Genomic DNA, 24,726 nt, shown 5'->3' with positions numbered 1-24,726 from the left:
AGGTCAGCCGCCGCGTTCGCCGTACCATCCGGCCAGCTTGCCCTTGCGGCTGACCGCGCGCAGGCGGCGCTCGACGGTCTCCCGCTGCGCCGCCGTGGTGACCACGAGAAGCTGGTCCCCGACCAGAAGCTGGGTCGTCGGACCGGGCACGAACGACCGCCCGTTCCGTACGACGAGAGTCACCATGGTGTCGGTGGGCAGCCGCAGCTCGAAGATCTCCACGCCGTGCATGAGCGACCCGCGCGGGATGCGGACCTGCAGCAGGTCGGCATTCAGCTCCTCCAGCGGCGCGGCCTCCACGTCGAGATCGCGCGCCTCGCCCTCGGCGGCCAGGCCGAGCACCCGCGCGAGGTACGGCAGGGTCGGCCCCTGCAGGAGCGTGAACACGATGACGATGATGAAGACGTCGTTGAACAGGCCCTTCGCCCCCGGCACGCCCGCGCTCCAGGGGATGGTGGCGAGCACGATCGGCACCGCGCCGCGCAGCCCGGCCCACGACAGGAAGATCTGTTCCCGCCACGGCATCGAGCCGAGACGCAGGAGCCGTACGACCACGCTGGACACCAGGACCGACGCCGGCCGGGCGACCAGGACCAGCAGCACCCCCGACACCAGGGCGGGCACGATCACGACGGGCAGCTCCGCCGGGTCGGCCAGGATGCCGAGCATCACGAACAGCCCGATCTGGGCGAGCCACGCCGAGCCCTCCGCGAAGCCGCGGGTCGCGGCGCGGTGGGGGAGGCGGGCGTTGCCGAGGATCAGCGTCGCGACGTACACCGCGAGGAAGCCGCTGCCGTGCAGCAGCGCCGCCCCGCTGTAGGCGACGAACGCCAGCGCCAGCACCGCGATCGGGTAGAGACCGGAGGCGGGCAGGGCCACCCGGCGCAGCGCGTACGCCCCGGCCGGGCCGACCGCGAGGCCGACGGCCGCGCCGATGGCGAGTTCGGCGGCGGTGTCCAGCAGGGTGGCCGGCACCGAGAGCGTCAGCGTCGAGCCCACGCTCAGCGTCATCACGAGGATGACGGCGGGCGCGTCGTTGAAGCCCGACTCCGCCTCCAGGATCCCGGCGAGCCGGAGCGGCAGCGGCAGCCGCCGCAGCACGGAGAACACGGCCGCCGCGTCGGTGGAGGCCAGCACGGCGCCGAGCAGGAACGCCGACCGCCAGTCCAGGCCGAGCAGGAGCGAGGCGGTCGCGGCGAGTACGGAGACGCTGACCGCGATGCCCACCGTGGCGAGCACGAGCGCGCTCGGCACGGCGTCGCGTACGTGACTCCAGTTGGTGGTCAGGCCGCCTTCGGCCAGGATCACGGCGAGCGCGATCAGGCCGAGCTGCTGGGCGAGGTGCGCGTTGTCGAAGTGGATGCCGCCGAGGCCGCGCTCGCCGAGCAGCAGCCCGAGGCAGAGATAGATGAGCAGGGTGGGCAGGCCGGTGCGGTGCGCGATCCGTACGGACGCGATGGCCGCGATGACGACGGCGGCGGACAGCAACAGCCAGATGTTCAGACCCACCGCTCCCTTCGCCGCGCCTGCGCCAATCTTGTCACACCTGCAATAACCGGACGATTCCGCTCGGAAGGGCAGCGAACCGTACATGCTGATCATGCGGCTCCGCCGGGACCCCCTCGATCAGCTCGCCCTCGTGCAGCAGCGCCACCGTCGGCACGTTCGGCCCGACGCGGGCCAGCGCCCGGTCGTAGAAGCCGCCGCCCCGGCCGAGCCGTACGCCCGTGACCCGGTCGACGGCGAGGGCGGGGACGAGGACCAGCGCGGCCGTCCTGATCGCATCCACCCCGCGCCGGACGTCGACCGGCTCCATGACCCCGTACGGTCCCGGAGCGAGCGAGTCCGGGCCGTCGTACACCGCCCAGTCGAGCTCGCCGTCGGGCCGCTGCACCGGCAGGATCACGGTCGCGCCGTGCTTCCACAGGGCCAGGATCAGCCCGTGCGTGGACGGTTCCGTCCCGATCGACCAGTAGCAGGCGACGAGCCCGGCCATCTGCGCCCACGGCTGGTCGAGGAGCGTCTCACGGATCGCGCCCGAGGACGCGCGCTGTGTGCGTTCGTCCAGCTCCGACCGGTCGCGGAGGATACGGCGACGCAGGTTCAGCTTGTCCACAGCCCGCTCCGTTACTGTTCAACCATGGCTGACTTCGATCCCGTGACCAAAGCCGTCGTGCCCGCCGCGGGTCTGGGCACCCGCTTCCTTCCCGCGACGAAGGCGACCCCCAAGGAGATGCTGCCCATCGTCGACAAACCGGCCATCCAGTATGTGGTGGAGGAGGCCGTCTCCGCCGGGCTGCTCGACGTCCTGATGGTGACCGGCCGCAACAAGCGTTCGATCGAGGACCACTTCGACGTAGCGTACGAGCTTGAGGACGCGCTGCGCGCCAAGGGCGACGAGGAGCGGCTCAGCCAGGTGAAGGAGCCGGTGGACCTCGCCACCATGCACTACGTGCGGCAGGGCGAGCCCAAGGGTCTCGGCCACGCCGTCCTGTGCGCCAAGCAGCACGTCGGCGACGAGCCGTTCGCCTGCCTGCTCGGCGACGACCTCATCGACCCCCGCGACCCGCTGCTCAGGCGCATGATCGAGGTGCGCGCGACGTACGGCGGCAGCGTCGTCGCGCTGATGGAGGTGCCGAGCGAGCACATCTCCCTGTACGGCGCCGCCGCCATCGAGCCGACCGACGAGGACGACGTCGTCCGCGTCACCGACCTCGTGGAGAAGCCCCCGGCCGACGAGGCCCCCTCGAACTGGGCGATCATCGGCCGCTACGTGATCGACCCGACGGTGTTCGAGGTGCTGGAGCGGACCCCGCCCGGGCGCGGCGGCGAGATCCAGCTCACCGACGCGCTGCGCACGCTGGCCGCGACGGCCCCCGGCGAGGGCGGCCCGGTGCACGGCGTGCTCTTCCGGGGCCGCCGCTACGACACCGGCAACAAGCTCGAATATCTCCAGACCGTGGTGCAGTTCGCCGCGAACCGGGGCGATCTCGCACCCGACTTCCTGCCCTGGCTCCGGCAGTTCCTCGACACGATCGAGTCCTGAGAGACATGAAGCCCGTCAACCGCCATCTCGCCGACATCCTCGCGGTGGTGCGCCCGCTCGCCCCGCTGGAAGTCGAGATCGACGCCGCCCTCGGCGCCGTGCTGGCCGAGGACGTCGCCTCGCCCGTGCCGCTGCCGCCGTTCGACAACTCGGCGATGGACGGCTACGCCGTACGGGCCGAGGACGTCGCGGGGGCGCCCGTCACGCTGCCCGTGATCGGGGACGTGGCGGCGGGCGACGGCGGGCTGACCGCCGTCGGGCCCGGCCTGGTCGCCCGCGTCATGACCGGCGCGCCGATGCCGGCCGGGGCCGACGCCGTCGTCCCGGTCGAGTGGACGGACGGCGGCACCGTCCGCGTACGGATCGACCGGCCGGCCCCGCCGGGCAACGCGATCCGGCGGGCGGGCGAGGACGTCCTGGCGGGGGAGACGGTGCTCCGCGAGGGTAGCCGGATCGGCGCCGCCCAGGTCGGGATCCTCGCCGGAGCCGGCCGGCGGCGGGTGCGGGTGCGGCCCCGGCCGCGGGTCGTCGTGCTCTCCACGGGTGCCGAGCTCGCCGAGCCCGGCACCCCGCTGGGCGCGGGCCAGATCTGGGAGTCCAACAGCTTCATGCTGACGGCCGCCGTACGGGAGGCCGGAGCGGACGCGTTCCGGGCCGGTTCGGTCTCCGACGACCCCAAGGAGCTCCTGGACGTCCTCGACGCCCAGCTCCTGCGGGCCGACGCCGTGATCACCAGCGGCGGGGTCTCGATGGGGGCGTACGAGCCGGTCAAGGAGGCCCTCTCGCCGCTGGGCACGGTGGCCTTCGAGAAGGTCGCGATGCAGCCGGGGATGCCGCAGGGCTTCGGCGTCGTCGGGCCCGACCGTGTGCCGATCTTCACGCTGCCCGGCAACCCGGTGTCGTCGTTCGTGTCGTTCGTGCTCTTCGTCCGGCCGGCCCTGCGCGCCATGCAGGGGCTCCCGGCGGGGCCGCCGGAGGCCGTACGGGCCACCGTGACGGCGCCGCTGCGGTCGCCCGCCGGGAGGCGGTCCTACCTGCGGGCCGTGCTGACCGGGCGGACCGTCGCGCCGGTCACCGGCCAGGGTTCGCACCAGCTCGCGGCGCTGGCCGCGGCGAACGCGCTGATCGTGGTTCCGGAGGACGTGACCTCGCTGCCCGAGGGCGCCGAGGTGGAGGTGATCGCACTGTGAGTGATCGCGGTGTGGGGCTGACCCACGTCGACGAGACCGGGGCCGCCCGGATGGTCGACGTCTCGGAGAAGGACGTCAGCGCCCGTACGGCCGTCGCGACCGGCCGCGTCCTGCTGTCGCCGGAGGCGGTGGCCGTGCTGCGGGCGGGCGACGTGCCCAAGGGCGACGCGCTCGGGGTGGCGCGGATCGCCGGGATCATGGGGGCCAAGCGCACGCCCGACCTGGTGCCGCTCTGTCACCCGATCGCCCTGACCGGCGTCAAGATCGATCTGGCCGTCGTGGACGAGGGCGTGGAGATCACCGCCCGGGTCCGTACGGCGGACCGTACGGGCGTCGAGATGGAGGCCCTGACCGCCGTCACCGTCGCGGCGCTCGCCCTGATCGACATGATCAAGGCGGTGGACCCGGCGGCGGTCATCACCGACGTCCGGGTGGAGGAGAAGATCGGCGGCAAGACGGGCCACTGGGACCGCGACGCTCATAGCGGCGGCGATGCCCGCGATGCCCGCGACGCCCGCGACGCCCGCGCTGCGCGCGATGCCCGCGACGCCCGCGATGTTCCCGGCCCTCCCAGCGCTCCCGGCGCTCCCGGCGCTCCCGGCGCTCGTGATCGGAAGTGAGGGCGGCGTGCGCGCGCTGGTGGTGACCGTCTCCAACAGGGCGTCCGCGGGCGTGTACGAGGACCGTTCCGGGCCGCTGCTCGCCTCCCTCCTCACGGAGGCGGGCTGCGACCGGGTGGACGGGCCGCGGGTGGTCCCGGACGGCGAGCCCGTCGAGACGGCGCTGCGCGAGGGCGTCGGCGCGGGATACGACGTGATCGTGACCACCGGCGGCACCGGTGTCACGCCCCTGGACCTCACGCCCGAGATGACCCGCCGCGTCCTGGACCGGGAGATTCCCGGCATCGCCGAGGCCGTACGGCAGGTCAACCGCGAGAAGGTGCCGACGTCGATCCTGTCCCGCGGGCTCGCCGGGCAGGCCGGCCGGACGCTGGTGGTCAACCTCCCCGGGTCGTCCGGCGGCGTACGGGACGGCATGGCCGTGCTGGCCCCGATCCTGGCCCACGTGGTGGACCAGATCCGCGGCGGCGACCATGCCCGCTGACCGCTCGATGTCATACACACCCACGTGGCGCGTTGACGGTTCTCCGGTGGATGATTGACAAATGGATCGACTTCGCGGCTGGCCGGTGTCCCTGACCGAGGGACCCGTGGGGCTACGGCCGCTGCGCCTGCGTGACGTCCGTGACTGGCGCGACACCCGGCTGCGCAACGCCGACTGGCTCCGTCCGTGGGAGCCGAGCAACCCGGAGACCCCGCTGTTCCGCACCGGTCTCGGGCCGTACGTCTCGATGGTCGGCACGCTGCGCCGCGAGGCCCGCCAGGGGATGGCCATGCCCTGGGTCGTCACGTATGAGGGGCGGTTCGCCGGGCAGCTCACCGTGGGGGCGATCGTGTGGGGATCGGCCCGCTCCGCCCAGGTGGGCTACTGGGTGGACGGCAGGCTGGCCGGGCGGGGCATCATCCCGACCGCGCTCGCCATGGCCGTGGACCACTGCTTCTTCACCACCGGTTTACACCGCCTGGAGGCCAACATCCGGCCGGAGAACCAGGCCAGCCGCCGGGTCGTGGAGAAGCTCGGCTTCCGCGAGGAGGGCATCCGCCGGCGTCAGCTGCACATCGACGGCGCCTGGCGCGACCACATCTGCTACGCGCTGACCGTCGAGGACGTGCCCCGCGGGCTGCTCGTCCAGTGGCGCCGCACGATGAACCCGGCCGCCCGCCGCAGCGAGCCCAGCCCCGGATAGCGGGTCCGGCGGGTGTGCCCGGCCGCCGTCGCAACCGAGGCACAAGTGGATCGCCAGAGGGCCCCGTGATGCTTCGTCGCCGTAAGCGAAACCGCATCACGGGGAGACCCCCATGACGGGACCCGGGCCGGCCGTGCTCGGGATCCGCCTGGTACGGGTGGGACCACGCGGCCTCCGCGGGATCGAATTACATGAACGGCTTTGACGATCTCGCGACACACCGGACCGAATGCTCGTCATTCATCGACACGCGGTCCTACGGTGCGTGACGTGAACACCTCTCAGACGACACGAGTCCAGGGACGTGTTCACCATGCCCTCGGACACGCCCGTACGGCGTTCCGGAGGCTGATCCGGAGGTGGGCGCGTGGGTAGCGCCGTGCTCTACCTCGCCATCGTGGTCATGTGGCTCAGCGTCCTGCTGCCCATGTGGCTGCGCCGTGACCGGCACATCGACGACGACCTGTTCGAGGACCCGTCGGCGGAGGCGGCCACGCTGTCCGAGCCGCCCGCCGCCGGGTCCGGCGCAGACGCCGACCTCGAAGCCGGCCCCGACTCCGAAGCTGTTCCGGGCGACGCGATCGAGGACGGCGCCGAGGAGAACGACGCCGACACGATCGTCACCCCGCCTGCCAGGTCCACAGCGGCCCCGAATTCCGCGGCCCCGGCTTCCGCGGACCACGTCGCCGCCCACCAGGTCGCGGCGGAGAGGCACACGCGGGCCCGCAGGATGGCCGCCCATCGCCGTGCCCGGATCCTCGCGCGGCGCCGCAGGCGCCTCCTTTGGAGCGTTCTGCTCGTCCTGGCCTCCGTGGTCACCGCGGCCGTCCGCGTGATGCCCTGGTGGGCGGTCGCGCCCTCCGGCGTGCTCCTCGTCGGCTACCTCGCCGTGCTGCGCGTGGCCGTACGCGCGGACCGGGAACAGCGGGAGAAGGCCGCACGGGCGCGGGCGGCGTACCTGCGCCGGCAGCGGGAGCGCCGCCGCGCGCTGGCCGCCCTGGCCCACGAGGCGGAGATCCTCAAGTTCGAGGCGCGCAGGCGTTCACAGGTCTTCGACCAGTACGCCGACGGGCGGCGCGCGGCCGGCGACTGATCCGGTGGCGCGAACACCCCGCAGAGTTTGCTAATCTGGTCGAGGTCGTTGGGGCTATAGCGCAGTCCGGTAGCGCACTTCGTTCGCATCGAAGGGGTCTGGGGTTCAAATCCCCATAGCTCCACCACGACGAAGGCCCGTCAGGTGATCCACCTGGCGGGCCTTTTCGCTGCTCGGAGACGTTTCGCTACGTCCCGGGCCGTTCGCCGCCGAGGCCGGTCGGTACGGCTACCGCCTCGTTGCCGCTGGCAGAAGTCAGCGAAAAGTCAGCGAAGACCGCGCGAGCCCTGCTGTTCCGATCTCCCGAGGCGTGCGTGTTCGCAGGAGGCCACGGTCTTGCGATCTTGTTACCTCGGTAGGCGTAACGGCAGACCGTCACGTCTGAAGCCGGAAGTACTCGACCCCACCTGCTGCGATCAACCATCGGCCTGAGCCGGTCTGGAGTTGACTGCGCAGCTCCAGGCCGCGCAAGTATCCCGAACTGGCAGCCGCGCCGGGCCGGCCGGCCCCGCGCGAGTTCGAGTACGTCCGGCACGGCTTGCGCCGCGGCGAGTTCACCTCCCGCGAGGATCTCATGGCACAGATCGATGAGTTCACCATCCGGCACAACGCCGCCGCCCAGCCGTATCGCTGGCGCTACGACGCCCGCGCCGAACACGTCCGCTACCTCTTCCGACGTGACCGCGAACGGGCGAGCGCAACCGGACTGGGGATAGCAGCGTGAGATCACGAACGGTAGCCAAGCGAACCCATCAGAACTTCTGCGGGCCTGCACTAGTACCAGTTGGCCCATCAGCGCATGATGCCGACGCGGAGGTCAGGCGTACCTGACGGTGATGTTGCCGCTCGCCGTAGTGGCCGTGATCACCTGCGGGCTGGCCGAGTCCTCCCGTACGGTCACCTCGCGCTTGCCGTCGCGGGTCTCGGCCGCCACGCGGTAGCCGTCCTGGGCGGCGGAACCGGTGCCGTGCGGCACGGTGATCCAGATGTTGCCGGCTCCGGTGTTCCCGCGTACGTTCCCCGGCACCGCCACGTACCGCAGGTCGAGGTGGCCGGACGCGGTCTCGACGTCGGTGTCGCCGCGCAGGCCGTTGGCGGTGATGTCCCCGTCCGCGCTGCGGACCCACAGCTTGCCCGCGGTATTGTCGATGGTCACCTCGCCAGCGCCGGTGTGGAGGCGGACCTCGCCCGTCAGGTCGCGGACGGTGAGATCACCGGCGTCGGTGTCCGCCTGGACGGGCACCCCGGCGGGCACCCGGACGGTGTAGTCGGCGGCGCAGTCGTGCTGGTCTTCCGGGCACTGCGCGAGCAGTCGCAGCGTGTCGCCGTGCCACTCCTCGCGGATGGTCGGCTTGCCCGACCGCCAGTGCAGCGTGCGCCGCACCGAGACCTCACCGGGTTCGCCCGCGGACACCTCGATGTGACCGGCATCCAGGTCGAGTTCGACCCAGCTGACCGGCCGCTGGTACGTCTGGGCCTGATCCTCGGTTTTGGCCCCCGGCCTGGCGGCCCACCGCCACACCGCCGTGCCGCTGATCCCGAGCGCGACCACCGTGGCCAGGACTCCGCCGACGAGCCAGGTCCGGTTCGGCGGGCTCCCGCTGGTCTGGACAGACATTGGGTCTCCTTCAGGACTTCAAGAATTGGAGGACGGCCAGCACCCGTCGGTGGTCGCGGTCGGCGGCGGTGAGGTCGAGTTTGGCGAAGATGCTGTTCACGTGCTTGGCGACGGCGCTTTCGCTCACGTACAGGGCCGCGGCGATGCCGGAGTTGGAACGTCCCTCGGCCATGAGGGACAGTACTTCGCGCTCCCGCTTGGTGAGCTGCTCAATCGGGTTCCGCCGGTGGCGCACCAGGATCTGGGCGACGACCTCGGGGTCGAGTGCGGTACCGCCGGAGGCGACCCGGCGTAGGGCGTCCAGGAATTCCACGATGTCGGCGACCCGGTCCTTGAGCAGGTAACCCACTCCGCTGGTCTCGCGGGACAGCAGTTCGCTGGCGTACCGCTCCTCGACGTACTGGGAGAGCACGAGGACGGCCACCGGGGGCCGACGCTTGCGCAGATCGAGCGCCGCGCGCAGCCCTTCGTCGGTGTGGTTCGGCGGCATCCGCACGTCGACGATGGCCAGGTCAGGCCGGTGTTCGTCAACCGCGACGAGCAGCCCCTCGGCGTTGTCGACCGCGGCGACGACCTCGAAGCCGACACCGCCGAGCAGCTTGACCAGGCCCTCCCGGAGCAGCACAGAATCCTCGGCGATCACTATGCGCACGGCAGCTCCACCACCACGATGGTCGGCCCGCCCTCCGGGCTGTTGATCGTCAGCGTGCCGTCCACGGAGCCGACCCGCTGCCGCAGGCCACGCAGTCCGGTGCCGCGGTCGGGATCGGCGCCACCGCGGCCGTCGTCGGAGATGGTAATCGTCAACACGCCGTCCGGGGTCGCTTCGACGACGATGTCCACCCTGGTGGCCTGGGCGTGCTTGGCCACGTTGCTCAGCGCCTCGGCGACCACGAAGTACGCCACGGCCTCCACGGTTCGTGGTGGCCGCCGCGGCAGCTCCACGAGCAGCCGGACGGGCACCGGCGACCTGGCCGCGATCCCGGACAGCGCCGCGTCCAGACCCAGATCGTCGAGGACCGCGGGGTGCATGCCGCGGACCACGTCCCGAAGTTCGGTGAGGGCCAGCTTCGCCTCCTCGTGCGCCTGATCGATCGTCTCCCGCACGGATTCGGGGACCTCGGTCAGCGTGGTGCGTGCCAGGCCCAGGTTCATCGCGAGGGACACGAGCCGTTGCTGCGTGCCGTCGTGCAGATCGCGCTCGATCCGGCGCCGTTCGGCGTCGGCCGCCTCGATCACCTCGGCCCGGCTTTCGGACAGCGAGGCGACCCGGCGGGCCAACTGCTCGCTGCGGCTGGGCGCGAGCAGCCTCGTGGCCAGTGTCGCGTCGAGCCTGGCGGCGACGTGCGCGACCCGCGGGGCGCAGAAGAAGATGACCAGACCGAGCGTGGTCAACAGGACGAGTCCGGCGGGGCTGACGAGCGGGTCGAGTACGGTGTCGTCCGGCAGCGCCCAACCGTGGAGGACGATCGTGCTGAGCATCGCGCCCACGGTCCAGAATCCCACCACGAACGTGAAACCGATCGAGGCGGTGAGCCCGGACAGCAGGTGGTACCCGAGTTGCCGCCAGGTGTTGGGGTCGCGGGCTTCGCTCCACAGCCGGCGGAGCCAGCTGGAACCGGTGTACCGGACTGGCGGCGCGGGGATCGAAACGCCGGTGAACCCCTGGATGCGTGCGCGCTGCCAGGAGGAGAACAGCCGGCCGCACAGGAAGGTGGCGGCCAGGAGGGGGACGGCGAGCACCGCCGTGATGGCGAGTGAGAGTGTCGTAGCGGCCAGCGAGGCGATGACCGTGCAGGCCACGACGGCGATCGGAAATCCCGCAACCACCTGCGCGGTGTCGATCCATGCCGATGCTCGCCATGGCGCGGACAAAAGGGTGGCCGATGTATGGGTTACCCCGGAGGTGGGCGGTCTTTCCGTAGCTGTCGCCATGCCTAAACCATAGAAAAGGTGGATCCAAAAAACCATCATGCACAATCCCGGCCCGGGCTGTACCTAGCATGACCCCGCACCGGGGCATGAGCGCTACTGACTGCGGCGTGGCCGCGGGACATTCTCATCGTCATGACGACTCGACTCGGACATTTCAGTTACCGCCATCGGTGGTGGATTCTGATCATCTGGCTGATGATCGTTGGTGCCGGTTCGACCGCGATCGGACCATTGTTCGCCGGCATGGGCGACGTTAATCAGCTCAAAGGCACGGAGGTCGGCGCGGCGGCCGACGCGATCGAGGCCGGGCTGGATCGCGGGGTCCAGTACACGGTCCTGGTGGACGATATCGACGCGCGCGCGGACACGGCGCAGAGCACGCTGCAGCGAGCGATCACCGACACCGCCGCGATGCCCGGGGTCAAGGAGGTGTCCGATCCGGACATCGCCACGGACGGCCGGGCGGCCGCGATCACGGTCACCCTCGAGAAGAGTGACCACCAGTACCAGCCGTTCACCGACTCGAAGACACGGATGCAGCGGTTGACCGAGGAGCTGTCCGGGTCGACGGTGCGGTTCGGCGGCGGTGAGTTGCTCGGTGACCAGTCCAACGAGGCGATCCAGGACGACCTGAACCGTGCGGAGTGGCTGTCCCTCCCGCTCACCCTGATCGTTCTGGTGCTCGTGTTTGGGGGGATCATCGCGGCCGGGCTGCCGATCCTCGCGGCCGTTGGCGCGATCATGGCGAGTACCGGGATCCTGCTCGGCTTCTCCGGCCTGATCGATCTGGACGCCAACGCTGTTACCGTCGTCGCGATCCTGGGCCTGGGGCTGTCCATCGACTACGCCCTGCTGCTCGTAGCCCGATTCCGTGAAGAGCTGGTCGGCAACGACGACCGGGAAGAGGCCCTGCGGCGGGCGTGGAGTACCGCCGGTCGTACGATCATGTTCAGTGGGCTGACCGTGGCGGCCGCACTCACCGGCCTGCTTGCGTTCAACGTGGGCCGGTTGCAGGGGCTGGCGGCGGCGGGCATCGCGACCACGGTGGTGGCGATGCTGGCCGCGCTGACCCTGACCGCCGCGCTGCTGGGACTGGCCGGCAAGCGGGTCAAGCCGTCCAAGCGACAGCTCGCCCGGTACGCGGCCATGCAGGCCGCGCGGGAGGGGGCCGGCAAGGACACGATGGCACGCGAACTGGAGAGCGGCTTCTTCGCCCGACTGGCCCGGGCCACTCAGCGACGTTCGCTGCTGCTGGTGCTCGGGTGCATCGCGGTGCTCCTGGCCATGGCGTCGCCACTGCTGCACGTGACCATCAAGGACCCGCAGCTTGAGGGCCTGCCCCGCACGATCGAGGCGGTGCAGGTGGCGGACGAGCTGAGCACCCGATTCGGGCAGACCACCCAACCCGCCGTACGCGTGCTGGCGCGCACCGATCCGGCAACCCTGGACGCGTACGTCGCCAAGTGGCGCTCCGATCCGGCCGTGCAGCGGGTGGAAGAGGCGAACCAGATCACCGCCGGTCTGTCCAGCGTCGTGCTGGCGGTCCGTGGCGACGGGCAGGGCAAGGACGCGCGGGCGTTGGTCGAGCGGCTGCGCGCCGACCGCCCGGCTGGCTACGAGTCCTGGGTGATCGGTGACGCGGCCAAGCTGATCGACCTCAACCAGCGGCTGGTGTCGGGGCTACCGCTGGCCATCGCGATCACTGCGGTGGCGATGATCATGCTGCTGTTCCTGATGACGGGTTCGCTCGTCATCCCGTTGAAGGCCATCGCGCTCAACCTGGTTTCGCTCGGTGCCACGTTCGGCGTGCTGGTGGCAGTGTTCCAGGACGGCTGGCTGGCCGGCCCGCTGGACACGCTCACCGTGGGTGGGCTCAGCCCATTCGTGATCTTGATCGTGTTCGCCTTCGCGTTCGGCTTCTCAATGGACTACGAGGTGTTCATCCTCGGCCGGATCAAGGAGTACGTGGACAGTGGCGAGGACAGCAACACGGCGGTCCGGCACGGCCTGCAGAAGAGCGGCTGGATCATCACCTCGGCCGCGCTGCTGATGCTGATCGTGTTCGCCGTCTTCGCCGCAGCGAAGGTCGGCCAGATCGAGCAGATCGGCCTCGGCCTGTTCGTCGCGGTCCTGCTGGACGCCAGCATCGTGCGGTGTCTCATGCTGCCGGCCATGATGACCCTGCTGGGTCGGGCCGCGTGGTGGGCGCCCGGGCCACTGAAGCGGTTCCACCGCCGGCACGGCTTGCGCGAGGTTTCGCCCGTGGACGAGTTCCGGGAGCCTGAGGCCGAAATGGCGCGCTAGGGACAATCGGGGGACGGCCTCGCCGATACGGGTCTGCCGCCGATCAGGCATGCTAGACGACATGTCCAGCCCCGACCTACCCAGTCCGCTTCCGGATTTCTTCGATTGCGGCTGTCCCGATATCTACTTCTGCCCGACCTCCCGTGAGGTGGAGTGTCCCCGGCACAGCGGGTTCACGGTGTGCTGCGATGCTGTCGACCGGCACATACCTGCACGGACCCACCATGGTCATCATTGAGCGTACAAACATCCCACGCTTAATCGCAGCGGTGCCCAAGTGGTGCAACTCCCGAGGAGTCCACTCCTTCCCGAGTCCGGCCTTCTTGGTGATCGCCCGGAAGGATCGACGGACGTTGTGGGCGTCCAGGGGAGTGCCGACCGTGGTACAGAAGGTCAGGCCGTGATCCTGCCATGCCTCGCCCGCCTTGAGACGCTGAGCGGCCTGCCGTGCGTGGTGCTGACGTAGTGCCTCGATGGCTTGCTGAGGTAGCTCCAGCGTGCGCCGGCTTCCGCGTCCCGCAGGCCGAAGGCCGACAGGCCCTGCTCGTGATGTCGATCAGGCCGAGGCGGCGGAGGAGATCGCATCGCGTTCGCGCGACCGCGTGCCCGGATCCTGCAGGAGTACGTTGATGAGGTCACGCTGTCGGCTCGGTCCTCTCGGAGGCGACAGACAGACGGGCGAGGAAGGGGGAGCGGCCGCGGAAGCCGGGGCGGAAGCGCGCAGGCGGTCCTGTGCTGAGGAACTCTTCCAGCCACGCCATGTGTTCGATCTTCTCGTTGCGGATCGCCTGGGCCAGCACGAAGGTGCGTTGATCTCTGCCTTCGGTGAGGTCGCACAGGCCGCCGTAGGGGTGGACGGCGCGTCGTACGTCTTCGATGAGTGTCGTGACCGGATCCTGCGCGTCGCTGGGGAATCCCCACGGCGACGCATGCCCGCTTCCCAGGAACTGCCGGATGTCCTCGGGGAGCGTTCCGTCCAGTTCGTAGATGCGGTTGATGAGTGCGTCGAAGTGGTGGCGATCCTCATCGCGGATGTCTTTGAGGATCTGGCGTAGTTCCTCATCGGCGAAGCCGAGCGGATAAGCGGTCAGGATTGTGTAGCGGTAGACGGCGCTCAGCTCCGCTGCGGCGGCGGAGGTGAGCCGGTCGATCAGTTTGTTCACATCGACGCCTGCTTGCTCGACGACTTCGCGCGCGCTGATCATGTCGGCTCCAGGCGGTCAGGTCGCGGAGAGTTCCAGCGGGGCGCGTTCCTTCGGGTTGAGCGCGAGGAAGGCGACTCCGGCCAGGGCGCCGCCGGCCAGGTCGGCCAGGAGCCAGATCCAGATCTTGGACCAGGCGAGAAGCCCCATGGAGGCGGCGCCGACGGCGACAGCCGGGTTGAAGGCGCCACCGGAAATGCCGCCGACCGCGAATGCGCCGGCCGTCACGGTGAATCCGATGGCCAGGCCGTAGAAGCTGTTACCAGGGTGGTCCCTGCTGGTGGCCGCGTTCAGCACCACGTACGCGAGCGCGAACGTGAACAGCGCCTCGGCCAGCAGCGCGACCCCCAGCTCACGCCCAGAGGGCGAGAGCGTCGGCACGCTGCGGGGATTGACGATATAGGTAGCGGTAAGCGCGGCGAGAACACCGCCGGCTAGCTGGGCGATCCAGTAGGGAACGGCGTCCGCCAGATTGATCCGGCCGCGGAGGAGCACGGCCAAGGTCACGGCGGGGTTGTAGTGGGCACCGGAGACATGTCCTCCGGCGTACACCATGACCATCAGGATCGCGCCGATGGCCACGGGTGCCAAGGGCGTCTTCGTTAAGACCGTGACACCGACCGTGAGAACCAGGAAGTACGTTCCGATGAATTCCGTAATGTAGCTGCGCATGAACTGTCCTCTCTACATGTGAACCGAGACCGGTCACGCACTGCGGCAGCGCATCCAGATAGTGCCATGATCCGCGGCCCAGGAGATTGCGGGCTTCTTACGGCCCCTTACGGCCCCTTACGGCTCGCCGAACCACAAATGAGGGCTCTTGTCAGATGCTCGGCCCGCATCCGAACGCTGGATGGCGGTAACTCCCGGCAACAGCGCTCCGCTAGGGCCACTGGCCGTTCGGTTGCTGCTCAAGGGCCGGCTCTCGACAGGGATCGAACCCGCATCGCCGCGGAGCGGGGGACGCGGCTCCGTCCCTCGCACGGCGAGGGCCGGCCACGATTGTCATGCGATCCGCTACGGGGGCGTCGGTAAGTCCGGTTCCGCCCGGCGGGACCGCCCTCTCTGCTTGCACGGGTGACCATGAGCGGCCACGCCCATCCTCAGCCCCCTCCAGGGGCCCGGGCCGCGCCGGCGGGCCAGGGCGGTCAGGAGTAGGCGGCGACCAGGCCGACCACGATCAGCACCAGGGACAGGGTGGCGACCACCGATCCCGCGATCACGGCGGTCCTGCGGCCCCGCCTGACCTTGAAGACGTACAGCAGGACGTAGGGCAGGAAGGCCAGCGCGCCGAGGCCGGTGGCGGGGAGCGTCATGGCCCGCAGGACGCCCTTCGTGCCGGAAGGCAGCGCCCGGTCACCCTCGGGGGTGAGCTGGGCCCGCGTCACGTCCCCCGCCTCCGAGTCGGGCGAGGCGGCCACCGCGACCGCGTCTCCACCGCCGTCGGGGACGAACCTGCCCTTGCAGTCGTACCGTCCCTGGCCGAGGGCGACGCAGGAGACGACGGTGAGGGTGCCGGGAGTGCCGATCTTTCCGGTCGCCAGCTTGAAGTCCGGCACCGCGGCCACGAACGGCAGCACCCCGAGCGCGAGCCAGCAGATCAGGAGGATGCCCATCCCGATTTTTCCCGGCATCCGGCGCCCCGGGGTCACGGTCGTGGTGAGCGCCTCGACAGCGTCGGTCAGGTCCATGAGCTCAGCATGGCGTCGCGCACTTGGGACTGACCTGGAACAGGCTTGCCAGACTGACCGGCCCGCCCTGGCCACGCGGCGCGAAGGACTGACAACTTCAGTGGGCCTGAGAGAAGGCCGGCAAGCAGGGGTGCTTCCGAGGCAGGCGGCGGGTGCTCGGCGGCGGCGACCGTGTGCGGGTCGGGAGCGATGACGTATTTCCTTTGACGGAGTGAGTACTCACTCCGCACAATGGATCACATGACAGAGACGACGACACCCCGCCGGCGAGCCCCGGCGATGAGCACCGAACAACGCAGAGAGATGATCGTGGCCGCGGCGCTTCCCCTGGTCGCCGACCACGGCGCCGCGGTCACCACCAGCCAGATCGCCCGCGCGGCCGGCATCGGGGAGGGCACGATCTTCCGGGTCTTCACCGACAAGGACGAACTCCTCGACGCGTGTCTCGTCGAGGCGATGAACCCCGGCCACGTGCTGCGCGAACTGGCCTCGATCTCCCTCGACGAACCGCTGGCCGATCGGCTGACGCAGGCGGCGGAGGCGCTGCGCGCCCACCTGGGCCGCATGGGGACCGTGATCGGCGCCCTGCACGGCAGCGGACACCGCCGCGAGCGAGGCTCCGGAGACCGGCCACCCGGTGGCAGGGAGGCGTCGATGAAGGCGACCCGCGAGGCGATCGTCGAGCTGATCGAGCCCGACCGGGCGTCGCTGCGCCTGGAACCCGGAAAGGTCGCATCGGTCTTCCTGGGGATGCTCTTCACCCGGCCGCTTCCCGCGTCCGGTGACCTGGGCTCGTCTCCCGGGGAACTCGTCGACGTCCTCCTGCACGGCACCCTCGGCACCCCCGGGAGCCCGGCATGACCATCACGTTGAACCACACCATCGTCCCCGCCGCGGACAACCGCGAGGCGGCCCGGTTCTTCGCCTCGATCATGGGGCTGGAGGAGATGCCGCCCGCCGGCCGCGACGGCAACTTCGCGCCCATACGGGTGAACGACACGCTGACCTTGGACTTCATGACCGTCGAAGACCCCGTCGGCGTGCATCTGGCCTTCGACGTGGACCCGGCCACGTTCGACCGGATCCTGGCCCGGCTGCGGGAGGCCGGGGTGCCCTACGGCAGCCGTCCGGCCCATCCCGACAACGGCCGGATCGACCACCCGCTGTGCCCGCGCGGGCTGTTCTTCGTCGATTCGGCGCGCAACCTCTACGAGGTCATGTCCCCCGCCTGACCGCGGGTGGCGGCGACCATCGTCGTCCTGGCGTGTGGCCCGCCGTACCAGAACCGCCAGCCGAGGTCGTAGACCTGCACGTCGGCCGCCCCGCACTCGCGGAGCACGGCGGCGTACCGGCCGGCGTTGCGGAAGTCGGCAAGGCGCAGCCTGCCGCCCGGCTTCAGCACGCGGAACGCCTCCCGTACGGCCAGCGTCCGCCCCTCGTCGCCGGGGATGTTGTGGACGGCGAGGCTCGACACGACCACGTCGAACTCCGCGTCGGCGAAGGGCAGGTCGCGCATGTCGGCGGTGACCAGGGTCACCCGGTCGCCGACGCCCTCGGCGGCGGCGTTGGCCAGCGTCGCCTCCGCCCGGTTGCCCGATTGGTCCGCGGTCCACAGGTCCGGGCCGGTCGCGTCGCCGCCGGGAACCCGCGCCGCGGCCCTGAGCAGTACGAGCCCGCGCCCGCAGCCGAGATCGAGGACGCGTTCGTTCCAAGGTGGTGTGCGCGAAGAACGCGGCGCCGATGAGCATCATGATCCCGCCGACCAGCAGCACCACCGCAGGGGCGACCCAGCCGACGCCGAAAAGGATCACGGCGAGCCCGGTCTCCGCGATCCCGCCCACCGTCAGCCCGGCGAGCACCCCCGGCGCGTCCACCCCATAGTTCGTACGCGGCTTCACGATCAGTTTGTACCGCCGCCCGCGTCGCGCCGTACAGTGCCCGCGTCTTACCGGACAGGAGACTCCGGATGAAAGTTGCAGGGCCGTGCGCCGTTCGTCCGGGTCTTACGGCCCTGCGCGCCCGCGTTCGTTGACCAAGAGACCCCATTCGCGGACGATCCCGGGCAAGGGGCAGGTCGACACGAGGAGTGGGGATGACACGGACCAGAACGGGGACGGGCGCGTGGATCACGGCGGCCCTGCTGGCGGGGGCCGCGATCATCGCGCCCGCGGCGGCCCGCGCGACCGCCGGGAGCACGGCGGCCTACACGACGTCGCCGCCGGCGACCCCGTCGCCGACGGGCAGCCCCACTCCCTGCCCGGCGATCCAGCCCCCGTCGGGGCAGAACACGCCGCCGACCGCCCCGGGGGCGCCGGAGGCCGTCCAGGTCGTCATGACGCTGGTTCGCCTGCGCTGGGCGCCCGCGACCGACGCGGACGGCATCGCCTGCTACCAGGTCCGCGAGGTGCGGAACGGCGCCGAATACGTCGTGGGGACCTTCGGGGGGACGGTCACCGAGGGTTCGGTCTACCTGCCGTGGCCGCCTGGCTCGACTCGCTCCGAGGTCCATCAGCTGTACGTCGTGGCGGTGGACACGAAGGGCGCGGCCGGGCCGGCGTCCGGCAGCACGTCCGTGACCGTCTACAACGACGTCGTCTACCCGCCCTCGCCGTCACCGTCCCCCTCACCGGCCCGGGTCACCTGCCGGGTGGCGGTCGACTCCTCCAGCTGGTGGAGCGGGATGACCACGAGCATCACGATCACCAACACGGCCGAGACGGCCGTGAACGGATGGCGGCTCACGTTCGCCTTCCCCGACCCCGGGCAGAAGGTGACCAACGGCTGGTCGGCCACCTGGTCGCAGAGCGGCACCGAGGTGACGGCGGTGAACCTCGACTGGAACAAGACCATCGCGCCGGGCAGGTCCGTGACCATCGGCTTCCTCGGCAGCCACACCGGCGCTAACCCGTCGCCAGCGACGTACTCCCTCAACGGCGCCTCCTGCGCCCGCTGACCGCCACGCTTCCCGCCGTCCCCGCCCGAAGGGACGGCGGGAGCCCGGGCGAGGCTCAGCCGAGGCCGGCGTACTGGCGGGGGCGCAGCGCCTGCGCGCGCAGCGCGGTCAGCGCGGCGCGGCGGCCCGTGCCGGTGAGCCGCCAGACGTACGCGGCCCGGGTGGGCCCGGAAGGCTCCCGGCCGTCCCCGTCGGCGGATCCCGCGGCGGGATCCGCCGCGGACTCGGACGCCCGCATCGGGGCGGCCGACCCAGAGCCGCCCGAAGCGTCGGCCGCGAGGCCGAGGGCGTCGAGACGGTGCCGGAGCCGGGCCAGCGGATGGGAGAGGTCCACGCCGGTGACACGGCCGCCGTCGGCCGAACGCCAGCCCTCGCCGTTGACCACCTCGGCGACCCGGTCGCGCAGGTCGCCGTCCGGTACGGTGTCGCCGTCCGCCAGGATCATCAACGCGGACTCGCGGATGGAGATCTCGAAGTCGTGTTCGCCGGGGGCGGGGACGAGCAGGGTCACCGCGGCGGCCTCCCACAGGGCGGCGGGATCGTCCAGGAGGTTCCGGCCGGTGGTCGTGAGCACCAGCCTCCGCCCGCTGCGCCGCAGCGCCCCGAGGTCGTGGACGGCGATTCGCCGCAGCTCGGTCATGGCGGGCACGTCGGCCTCGCCGCGCACCGCCCGCGGTCGCGTGTCCGGTTCCGCGCCCGCCGCCGCCCCCGTACGCGGGCCCGTACGGGCGGCCCAGCCGAAGCGGCCCGCCGCCTCCGCCGCCACGGCCCGCCCGACGTTGAGCCGTTCGGTCAGGCGGACGCCGGTGCGGGCCAGGTCGAGCAGCCAGCGCAGCGGCTCCAGGTGGGGCTCGGCCGGCGCCTCGATGGGCGCGTGCAGTCGCACCTCGAAGGGCTGGGCGAGCTCGCGGCGGGCGGTGCCGCGCCCGAGCACCCAGCGGTTCAGCCGCTCGCCGTGCACCCGGTGGAGCCAGCAGTCGCCGCCCAGCTCCATCCGGGGGGTGGTGAGCCAGCGGCGGGTCAGCTCCTCGCGGTCCACGGGCTCGCCGGCGACGATGGCGAGCTCCAGCGCGGCGGCGCAGGCGACGTGCGCCCCGAGTTCCTCCGGGCCCATGATCGAGCTCCAGGACAGCTCGGCGACGTCCGGGGGCAGCACTCCCGTCGACTCCAGCTCACGGTGGTAGGCCGAGGTGCCGGCCTCCTCGCCCTCCCTGGCGTACGTGAGCAGGATCCGGGCCGTGGCGGGGGAGTCGCACAGCGCGGCGTACCGCTCCATCCCGGCGAGGCGGAGCAGCTTGCCGAGCGCGCGTGCGATGGTCGACTGGTCGCCCGGGACCTTGATCGGCAACGTGTACCAGAGGAACTCGCACACGTCGAACTGGCTGATCGTCTCCAGCGCCTCGCCGCCGGCGAGCCATTCGACCGCAACGCGGGCGGGCTCGGCGGTGTCCGGTTCGGAGCGCTCCAGTTGGGCCAGGAGCGCGGCGACGTCAGGTGCGGGCATGACCCGAAGTCTGCCGTATCGACCCCATCGTTGACGACGACCCGGTATCACTGACGACCACCCCCTCTGGGCGCAACGGTACGGCCCAACCATACGAGGGTGTCAGATCCAGGAGTTGAACAGCATCCTCGCGTGCCAGGAGTCGTACGGGATGACCTCGGCCGCTATCACCGGATAGAGCCAGCCGAAGTTGACCAACGACAGGAGGACGAACGCGCCGACGACGGCGGTGCCGACCACCCGGCGGTTCGGCCGGGCGGGATCGGCCCGCCCCATGATCAGCCCGCAGCCCAGCACGATCGCCAGGATCATGAACGGCACCATCGGCATCGCGTAGAACGCGAACATCGTCCGGTTGTCGGAGATGGAGAAGTAGAACCACGGCAGCCACCCGGCGGCGTAGCCGAGCAGCACGGAGCCCGCACGCCAGTCCCGGGTCGCGACGTACCAGGCGATCATGGCGATCAGCGCGAGGAGCCCGGCGAACCAGATGATCGGCGTGCCGGTGCCGAGGATCGAGTAGGAGCAGCCGGGCGCGCCGCACGTCGTCGGCGACTCGTAGAAGAACGCCACCGGGCGCAGCAGCAGCGGCCACTGCCAGGGCCTCGACTGGTACGGGTGGGTCTGCGCGAGGCCGGTGTGGAAGCTCAGCACCTGGTGCTGGTAGTCGAACCACGACCGGAGCGAGTCGATGACGAAGTAGGCCGGGCCGTTGGCGGTGGCCTGCTCCCAGTTGCGCCCGTAGCCCTTGTCGGTGACGAACCACCCCGTGAACGAGACGAGGTAGGCGAGGACCGGGACGACCGCCATCCAGGCCGCCGCGAGCGGCAGGTCGCGCCCGACGACGGCGCGGAAGGGGCGCGGCACCCCGGTGGCCCGCCGCGCGCCGAGGTCCCACAGCAGCACCATGACCGCGAAGGCGGCGATGTAGAAGGCCGCGGTCCACTTGGTGGCCAGGGCCGCGCCGAGGCAGAGCCCGGCGCCGAGGAGCCAGGGCCGCAGGCCCGTCCGCGGGCCGTCGTCCGGCGACCCCGCCTCGTTCCAGGAGACCAGCCGGGAGCGGAACCAGTCGCGGTCGGCGACCAGGCAGGCGAACCCGGCGACCACCCAGAACATCAGGAAGATGTCCAGCAGGGCCGTGCGGGACAGCACGAAGTGGAGGGCGTCGAGGGAGAGCAGCAGACCGGCCACGCAGCCGAGCAGCGTCGAACGGGTCATCCTGCGGGCCGTGCGGGCGAGGATCAGGATCGACAGCGAGCCGAGCAGCGCCGCGGCGAACCGCCAGCCGTACGGGTTCGGGCCGAAGATCACCTCCCCGAGGCCGATCATCCACTTGCCGAGGGGTGGATGCACCACGTACGAGGCGCACTCGCTCACGGTCGGGCACTGCTTGAAGATGTGGTCGTTCCCGGCGAGCAGGAGCTGGTCCGCGCCGTCCACGAACTGCCGCTCGGCGCCGTACCTGACCGTCGCCCACGAGTCCTTGGCGTAGTACGTCTCGTCGAAGACGACCGAGTGGGGCGTGCCCAGCCGGAAGAAGCGGAGGAACGCGCCGAACAACGCGATCACGATGGGGCCGACCCAGCCCCACATCACGCTGCCGGGCATGGGCGGCACCAGCCGGTCGCGGAGGGACACCACGGGGGCTTCGCCCTCCGGTTCCTCTTCCGGCTGCTCGAACGCCTTGTGGGAATAGTCGGTCACGGCCACCCGGACAGATTACTGGTGAGCCCGCGCGGAGGACACGATTCGCGCCGTGATCGGGTCCTGCGCGCCTCTCACCGTGAATGTTTCACACCTTTAGTGAACACGGCACGTCGCGGGGTGGCCGTCCGCCGGTCATAGGGTGGACGGGTGCTCGTTCTCGCCGCGGCGCCCATCGGCCAGCCCAAAGACGCCTCCCCACGGCTCCGCGAGGTGCTCGCGACGGCCGACGTGATCGCGGCGGAGGACACCCGCCGGCTGCGGCGGCTCACGGCCGACCTGGAGGTGACTCCGACGGGCCGGGTGGTGTCCTACTACGACGCGAACGAGAGCGCCCGGGCCGCCGAACTGCTGGAGGCGCTGCGCGAGGGACGCACCGTCGTCGTGATCACCGACGCCGGCATGCCCGGGGTGTCCGACCCCGGCTACCGGCTCACCCGCCTCGCGGTCGAGGCCGGCCTGCCGGTGACGGCGCTGCCCGGCCCGTCGGCGGTGACGACGGCCCTCGCCGTCTCGGGCCTGCCGAGCGACCGGTTCTGCTTCGAGGGCTTCCCGCCGCGCAAGCCGGGGGAGCGGGCCCGGCGGCTCGCCTCGCTGGCGGCCGAGGAGCGCACGATGGTCTTCTTCGAGGCGCCGCACCGCCTGCGGGCGACCCTGGAGGCGATGGCGGAGGCCTTCGGCCCCGCACGGCCCGCCGCCGTCTGCCGCGAGCTGACCAAGACGTACGAGGAGGTGCTGCGCGGCGGCCTCGGCGAGCTGGCCGGATGGGCGGCCGGCGAGGTCAGGGGTGAGATCACGCTCGTCGTGGCGGGGCGGACGGCCGAGGAGGCCGCGCCCGGCATCGACGAGCTGATCGAGGAGGTGGCCCGGCGCGAGACCGCGGGAGTCCCCCGCAAGCAGGCCATCGTCGAGGTGGCCAGGGCCGCGGGCGTCTCCAGGCGCGACCTCTACAACGCCGTCCACACCTCCGGCTCCCCCTGACCACTCTTCCCCTGGCCGCTCTCCGCCTGACCGCTCTCCGCCTGACCGCTCTCCCCCTGGTCACCCTTCGCCTGGTCACGCTTCGCCTGGTCGTCTCGCCGCTCCGCCCGCGCTCCGGCCCGGCGCCGTACGAGGTCGCGCGCGGTGATCGCGGCGGCGAGGCAGGCGAGGGGGACGGCGGGCAGCAGGTAGCGGTAGTCGAACTCGGCGGTCGCCGCCGGCGCCAGGATCAGGCCGGCCGACCCCAGCCAGGGCAGCAGCGCGGGCCCGCCGAGCTCACGCCAGCGCCGCACCACGCCGTACAGGCCGGACAGCAGCAGCAGGCCCAGCACGAGGCCCGGCAGCCGGACGGCCTTCTGGTAGCCGATCATGAAGTTCGACCAGGGCGAGACGACCCGCGTCGCGGCTGGCCCGTTCTCGTACGCCTCGGCGTCCTTGTCGGTGGTGCTGTGGTAGGAGCTCCACTTCGGCAGCTTGCGGGTGTAGTCGTTGGAGAACTCGTACTGCATGTAGGTCTTGGCGTCCGGGAAGCGCGGGCGGCCCCAGTGGAAGGCGCGGAAGAAGTCCTTGGCCACCGCCGCGAGGTAGTCGCCGGGCTGCGACAGGATCGCCTTCTTCGCGAACGCGCTCGCGTTCGCGTTGATCTCCGGGGTGAACTTCATGCCCGACCCGAACACGTGGAGCTGGTTCTGGTCGTCCCACCACAGGTACGCCTGGGAGTAGAGGCCGCGCTCGTCCGGCGGCGTGTTGATGCACAGCAGGGCGAGCTCGAGCTCGCGCCGCTCGTCGAGGTCCATCTTGTGGCAGTCGGCGAACAGCGACGTCCGCATGTAGAGGATGACCCCGTCGCTGTTGGTCATCGCGAACTGCCCGTTCACCGCCTTGAACCAGCCCATGTACGCCAGGACGGGCAGCGCGCAGGCGACGACCATCGCGGCGACCGGCCGCCATCCGGCCCGCTTGATCACCAGGTACGCGACGACGAGCGCGAGGATCGGCAGGCCGATGCTCCGGGTCAGCGCGGTCACCGCGAGCAGCAGCCCGACGGCGGTCCCGCCGAGCCAGGTCATCTTCTCCCGCCACAGCACGAGCGTGACCACGCCCACCACGAGCAGGATGAACATGGCGTCCGACATGACCAGCTGTTCGAGCTGGATCTGGTAGGCGTCGAACAGCACCGGGGCCGCCGCGAGCGTGGCCCCCCAGCCCGGCAGCCCGAATCTCCTGGTCAGCAGCGCGTAGATCAGGACCGCCACGGCCAGCCCCATCAGGTGCTGGCTCAGGATGACGAGCGAGAAGCTGTGGAGCGGCCTGAGCAGGAGCAGCCAGAAGCTGTATCCGTCCGGGCGGATCGGGTGCGGCCGGGGGCGCAGCGCCACCGAGACGTAGTCGTAGGAGTCGTTGAACCACATCGCCGGGCCGAAGCCGAGCATGGTGACGATCCGCAGCACGAAGGCCACGCCCAGGGTGACCGAGAAGACCCGGTGCCGGCGCAGCAGGGCGACCGCGCGACCCCATCGGCCGAGCGGCGCCGCGTCCACCGAGGGAGGATCCGCGACCGCGACCATCAGCGTCGCGCGGAGGCGACCGGCTGCCTCGGCAGGCGGGCGGGTCCGCGCTTCCTCCCCTCGGATCTCGTCGGTGATGTCTTCCGATTCCCGGGGCCGGGCCCGTCCTCTGCGTCGCCGTCCGGGCGGT

24 protein-coding genes, 1 tRNA gene and 1 pseudogene are annotated in these 24,726 nt (G+C 71.0%); 14 read left to right on the top strand and 12 right to left on the bottom strand.

Annotated elements, in window-relative coordinates; genetic code table 11:
* Window positions 1-3: 3 nt before the first annotated feature.
* Both OG344_RS04775 and OG344_RS04770 read right to left on the bottom strand, forming a co-directional pair.
* Window positions 4-1,509: a potassium/proton antiporter gene (locus OG344_RS04775; RefSeq protein ID WP_405087134.1), complete on the bottom strand. Its 1,506-nt coding sequence runs from the start codon at window positions 1,507-1,509 to the stop codon at window positions 4-6.
* A gap of 31 nt (window positions 1,510-1,540) precedes the next feature.
* Window positions 1,541-2,116 carry a 5-formyltetrahydrofolate cyclo-ligase gene (locus tag OG344_RS04770; RefSeq protein WP_405087133.1) on the bottom strand — a complete coding sequence of 192 codons (576 nt, stop codon included), beginning with the start codon at window positions 2,114-2,116 and terminating at the stop codon, window positions 1,541-1,543.
* A gap of 24 nt (window positions 2,117-2,140) precedes the next feature.
* On the opposite strand from OG344_RS04770, the gene galU reads away from it, so the two are divergent.
* The 8 genes and pseudogenes from galU (at window position 2,141) to OG344_RS04730 (ending at window position 7,860) form a co-directional block, all read left to right on the top strand.
* On the top strand, window positions 2,141-3,046 hold the full coding sequence (gene galU / locus OG344_RS04765) for a UTP--glucose-1-phosphate uridylyltransferase GalU (RefSeq protein WP_405087132.1): 906 nt from the start codon (window positions 2,141-2,143) through the stop codon (window positions 3,044-3,046).
* Window positions 3,047-3,051: 5 nt separating this feature from the next.
* Complete coding sequence (gene glp / locus OG344_RS04760; protein ID WP_405087131.1) at window positions 3,052-4,236, top strand: gephyrin-like molybdotransferase Glp; 1,185 nt, start codon at window positions 3,052-3,054, stop codon at window positions 4,234-4,236.
* Between the two features lie 11 nt (window positions 4,237-4,247).
* Window positions 4,248-4,709: pseudogene (gene moaC / locus OG344_RS04755) on the top strand (cyclic pyranopterin monophosphate synthase MoaC); the annotation flags it as partial.
* A gap of 154 nt (window positions 4,710-4,863) precedes the next feature.
* Window positions 4,864-5,340: a molybdenum cofactor biosynthesis protein B gene (locus OG344_RS04750; protein WP_405087130.1), complete on the top strand. Its 477-nt coding sequence runs from the start codon at window positions 4,864-4,866 to the stop codon at window positions 5,338-5,340.
* A 61-nt stretch (window positions 5,341-5,401) separates the two neighbouring features.
* On the top strand, window positions 5,402-6,043 hold the full coding sequence (locus OG344_RS04745; protein ID WP_327048036.1) for a GNAT family protein: 642 nt from the start codon (window positions 5,402-5,404) through the stop codon (window positions 6,041-6,043).
* A gap of 367 nt (window positions 6,044-6,410) precedes the next feature.
* Complete coding sequence (locus OG344_RS04740; RefSeq protein ID WP_405087129.1) at window positions 6,411-7,136, top strand: hypothetical protein; 726 nt, start codon at window positions 6,411-6,413, stop codon at window positions 7,134-7,136.
* A gap of 50 nt (window positions 7,137-7,186) precedes the next feature.
* Window positions 7,187-7,263 (top strand) — tRNA-Ala (locus tag OG344_RS04735).
* 447 nt (window positions 7,264-7,710) lie between these two features.
* On the top strand, window positions 7,711-7,860 hold the full coding sequence (locus tag OG344_RS04730; protein ID WP_405087128.1) for a hypothetical protein: 150 nt from the start codon (window positions 7,711-7,713) through the stop codon (window positions 7,858-7,860).
* A gap of 93 nt (window positions 7,861-7,953) precedes the next feature.
* On the opposite strand, the gene OG344_RS04725 is transcribed toward OG344_RS04730, so the two are convergent.
* From OG344_RS04725 to OG344_RS04715, 3 genes are read right to left on the bottom strand one after another with little or no spacing between them, the layout of a single operon-like run.
* Window positions 7,954-8,754 carry a DUF4097 family beta strand repeat-containing protein gene (locus OG344_RS04725; protein ID WP_405087127.1) on the bottom strand — a complete coding sequence of 267 codons (801 nt, stop codon included), beginning with the start codon at window positions 8,752-8,754 and terminating at the stop codon, window positions 7,954-7,956.
* A 10-nt stretch (window positions 8,755-8,764) separates the two neighbouring features.
* Window positions 8,765-9,406, bottom strand: coding sequence for a response regulator (locus OG344_RS04720; RefSeq protein WP_405087126.1), 642 nt, complete (start codon window positions 9,404-9,406; stop codon window positions 8,765-8,767).
* Window positions 9,397-10,689 (bottom strand): sensor histidine kinase, encoded by a 1,293-nt coding sequence (locus OG344_RS04715; protein WP_405087125.1) that lies wholly within the window; start codon window positions 10,687-10,689, stop codon window positions 9,397-9,399. The genes OG344_RS04720 and OG344_RS04715 overlap by 10 nt, the downstream gene beginning before the upstream one ends.
* Window positions 10,690-10,821: 132 nt before the next feature.
* On the opposite strand from OG344_RS04715, the gene OG344_RS04710 reads away from it, so the two are divergent.
* Window positions 10,822-12,993, top strand: a complete 2,172-nt coding sequence (locus OG344_RS04710; protein ID WP_405087124.1) for an MMPL family transporter — start codon at window positions 10,822-10,824, stop codon at window positions 12,991-12,993.
* A gap of 635 nt (window positions 12,994-13,628) precedes the next feature.
* On the opposite strand, the gene OG344_RS04705 is transcribed toward OG344_RS04710, so the two are convergent.
* The 3 genes from OG344_RS04705 to OG344_RS04695 all read right to left on the bottom strand — a co-directional run bounded on the left by OG344_RS04705 (window position 13,629) and on the right by OG344_RS04695 (window position 15,886).
* On the bottom strand, window positions 13,629-14,198 hold the full coding sequence (locus tag OG344_RS04705; RefSeq protein WP_405087123.1) for a ferritin-like domain-containing protein: 570 nt from the start codon (window positions 14,196-14,198) through the stop codon (window positions 13,629-13,631).
* Window positions 14,199-14,213: 15 nt separating this feature from the next.
* The gene (locus OG344_RS04700) at window positions 14,214-14,867 is read right to left on the bottom strand and encodes an MIP/aquaporin family protein (RefSeq protein ID WP_405087122.1); all 654 of its coding nucleotides are present in this window, start codon (window positions 14,865-14,867) and stop codon (window positions 14,214-14,216) included.
* Window positions 14,868-15,343: 476 nt separating this feature from the next.
* Window positions 15,344-15,886 carry a hypothetical protein gene (locus OG344_RS04695; protein WP_405087121.1) on the bottom strand — a complete coding sequence of 181 codons (543 nt, stop codon included), beginning with the start codon at window positions 15,884-15,886 and terminating at the stop codon, window positions 15,344-15,346.
* 240 nt (window positions 15,887-16,126) lie between these two features.
* Here OG344_RS04695 and OG344_RS04690 point away from each other — a divergent pair, with 240 nt between their 5' ends.
* Both OG344_RS04690 and OG344_RS04685 read left to right on the top strand, forming a co-directional pair.
* The gene (locus tag OG344_RS04690; RefSeq protein WP_405087120.1) at window positions 16,127-16,747 is read left to right on the top strand and encodes a TetR/AcrR family transcriptional regulator; all 621 of its coding nucleotides are present in this window, start codon (window positions 16,127-16,129) and stop codon (window positions 16,745-16,747) included.
* Entirely contained in the window at window positions 16,744-17,118 is a 375-nt protein-coding gene (locus tag OG344_RS04685; RefSeq protein ID WP_405087119.1) for a VOC family protein, read from the top strand. The genes OG344_RS04690 and OG344_RS04685 overlap by 4 nt, the downstream gene beginning before the upstream one ends.
* Here OG344_RS04685 and OG344_RS04680 read toward each other — a convergent pair.
* Complete coding sequence (locus tag OG344_RS04680; protein ID WP_405089043.1) at window positions 17,094-17,552, bottom strand: class I SAM-dependent methyltransferase; 459 nt, start codon at window positions 17,550-17,552, stop codon at window positions 17,094-17,096. The genes OG344_RS04685 and OG344_RS04680 overlap by 25 nt on opposite strands.
* A 74-nt stretch (window positions 17,553-17,626) precedes the next feature.
* On the opposite strand from OG344_RS04680, the gene OG344_RS04675 reads away from it, so the two are divergent.
* Entirely contained in the window at window positions 17,627-17,767 is a 141-nt protein-coding gene (locus tag OG344_RS04675; RefSeq protein ID WP_405087118.1) for a hypothetical protein, read from the top strand.
* A gap of 211 nt (window positions 17,768-17,978) precedes the next feature.
* Window positions 17,979-18,839, top strand: coding sequence for a cellulose binding domain-containing protein (locus OG344_RS04670; RefSeq protein ID WP_405087117.1), 861 nt, complete (start codon window positions 17,979-17,981; stop codon window positions 18,837-18,839).
* A 55-nt stretch (window positions 18,840-18,894) separates the two neighbouring features.
* Here the strand turns inward: OG344_RS04670 and OG344_RS04665 are convergent, their stop codons facing one another.
* On the bottom strand, window positions 18,895-20,343 hold the full coding sequence (locus OG344_RS04665; RefSeq protein ID WP_405087116.1) for a hypothetical protein: 1,449 nt from the start codon (window positions 20,341-20,343) through the stop codon (window positions 18,895-18,897).
* Between the two features lie 102 nt (window positions 20,344-20,445).
* Entirely contained in the window at window positions 20,446-22,053 is a 1,608-nt protein-coding gene (locus OG344_RS04660; RefSeq protein WP_405087115.1) for a dolichyl-phosphate-mannose--protein mannosyltransferase, read from the bottom strand.
* 144 nt (window positions 22,054-22,197) lie between these two features.
* Here OG344_RS04660 and rsmI point away from each other — a divergent pair, with 144 nt between their 5' ends.
* The gene (gene rsmI / locus OG344_RS04655; protein WP_405087114.1) at window positions 22,198-23,028 is read left to right on the top strand and encodes a 16S rRNA (cytidine(1402)-2'-O)-methyltransferase; all 831 of its coding nucleotides are present in this window, start codon (window positions 22,198-22,200) and stop codon (window positions 23,026-23,028) included.
* Here rsmI and OG344_RS04650 read toward each other — a convergent pair.
* Window positions 22,995-24,569, bottom strand: coding sequence for a hypothetical protein (locus OG344_RS04650; RefSeq protein ID WP_405087113.1), 1,575 nt, complete (start codon window positions 24,567-24,569; stop codon window positions 22,995-22,997). The genes rsmI and OG344_RS04650 overlap by 34 nt on opposite strands.
* Between the last annotated feature and the right edge of the window lie 157 nt (window positions 24,570-24,726).

This window comes from Microbispora sp. NBC_01389 (genome assembly GCF_045040095.1).
Lineage (GTDB): Bacteria > Actinomycetota > Actinomycetes > Streptosporangiales > Streptosporangiaceae > Microbispora.
Note: the sequence above shows the minus strand (reverse complement) of the source record. Positions and strands in the feature narration are given on the sequence as shown.

Bases quoted from the DNA above. Each gene is read 5' to 3' on its own strand.
- galU (WP_405087132.1), top strand. From the start codon at position 2,141: ATGGCTGACTTCGATCCCGTGACCAAAGCCGTCGTGCCCGCCGCGGGT.
- glp (WP_405087131.1), top strand. From the start codon at position 3,052: ATGAAGCCCGTCAACCGCCATCTCGCCGACATCCTCGCGGTGGTGCGC.
- OG344_RS04745 (WP_327048036.1), top strand. From the start codon at position 5,402: ATGGATCGACTTCGCGGCTGGCCGGTGTCCCTGACCGAGGGACCCGTG.
- OG344_RS04730 (WP_405087128.1), top strand. From the start codon at position 7,711: ATGGCACAGATCGATGAGTTCACCATCCGGCACAACGCCGCCGCCCAG.
- OG344_RS04725 (WP_405087127.1), bottom strand. From the start codon at position 8,754: ATGTCTGTCCAGACCAGCGGGAGCCCGCCGAACCGGACCTGGCTCGTC.
- OG344_RS04715 (WP_405087125.1), bottom strand. From the start codon at position 10,689: ATGGCGACAGCTACGGAAAGACCGCCCACCTCCGGGGTAACCCATACA.
- OG344_RS04710 (WP_405087124.1), top strand. From the start codon at position 10,822: ATGACGACTCGACTCGGACATTTCAGTTACCGCCATCGGTGGTGGATT.
- OG344_RS04705 (WP_405087123.1), bottom strand. From the start codon at position 14,198: ATGATCAGCGCGCGCGAAGTCGTCGAGCAAGCAGGCGTCGATGTGAAC.
- OG344_RS04700 (WP_405087122.1), bottom strand. From the start codon at position 14,867: ATGCGCAGCTACATTACGGAATTCATCGGAACGTACTTCCTGGTTCTC.
- OG344_RS04695 (WP_405087121.1), bottom strand. From the start codon at position 15,886: ATGGACCTGACCGACGCTGTCGAGGCGCTCACCACGACCGTGACCCCG.
- OG344_RS04690 (WP_405087120.1), top strand. From the start codon at position 16,127: ATGACAGAGACGACGACACCCCGCCGGCGAGCCCCGGCGATGAGCACC.
- OG344_RS04685 (WP_405087119.1), top strand. From the start codon at position 16,744: ATGACCATCACGTTGAACCACACCATCGTCCCCGCCGCGGACAACCGC.
- OG344_RS04675 (WP_405087118.1), top strand. From the start codon at position 17,627: ATGAGCATCATGATCCCGCCGACCAGCAGCACCACCGCAGGGGCGACC.
- OG344_RS04670 (WP_405087117.1), top strand. From the start codon at position 17,979: ATGACACGGACCAGAACGGGGACGGGCGCGTGGATCACGGCGGCCCTG.
- OG344_RS04665 (WP_405087116.1), bottom strand. From the start codon at position 20,343: ATGCCCGCACCTGACGTCGCCGCGCTCCTGGCCCAACTGGAGCGCTCC.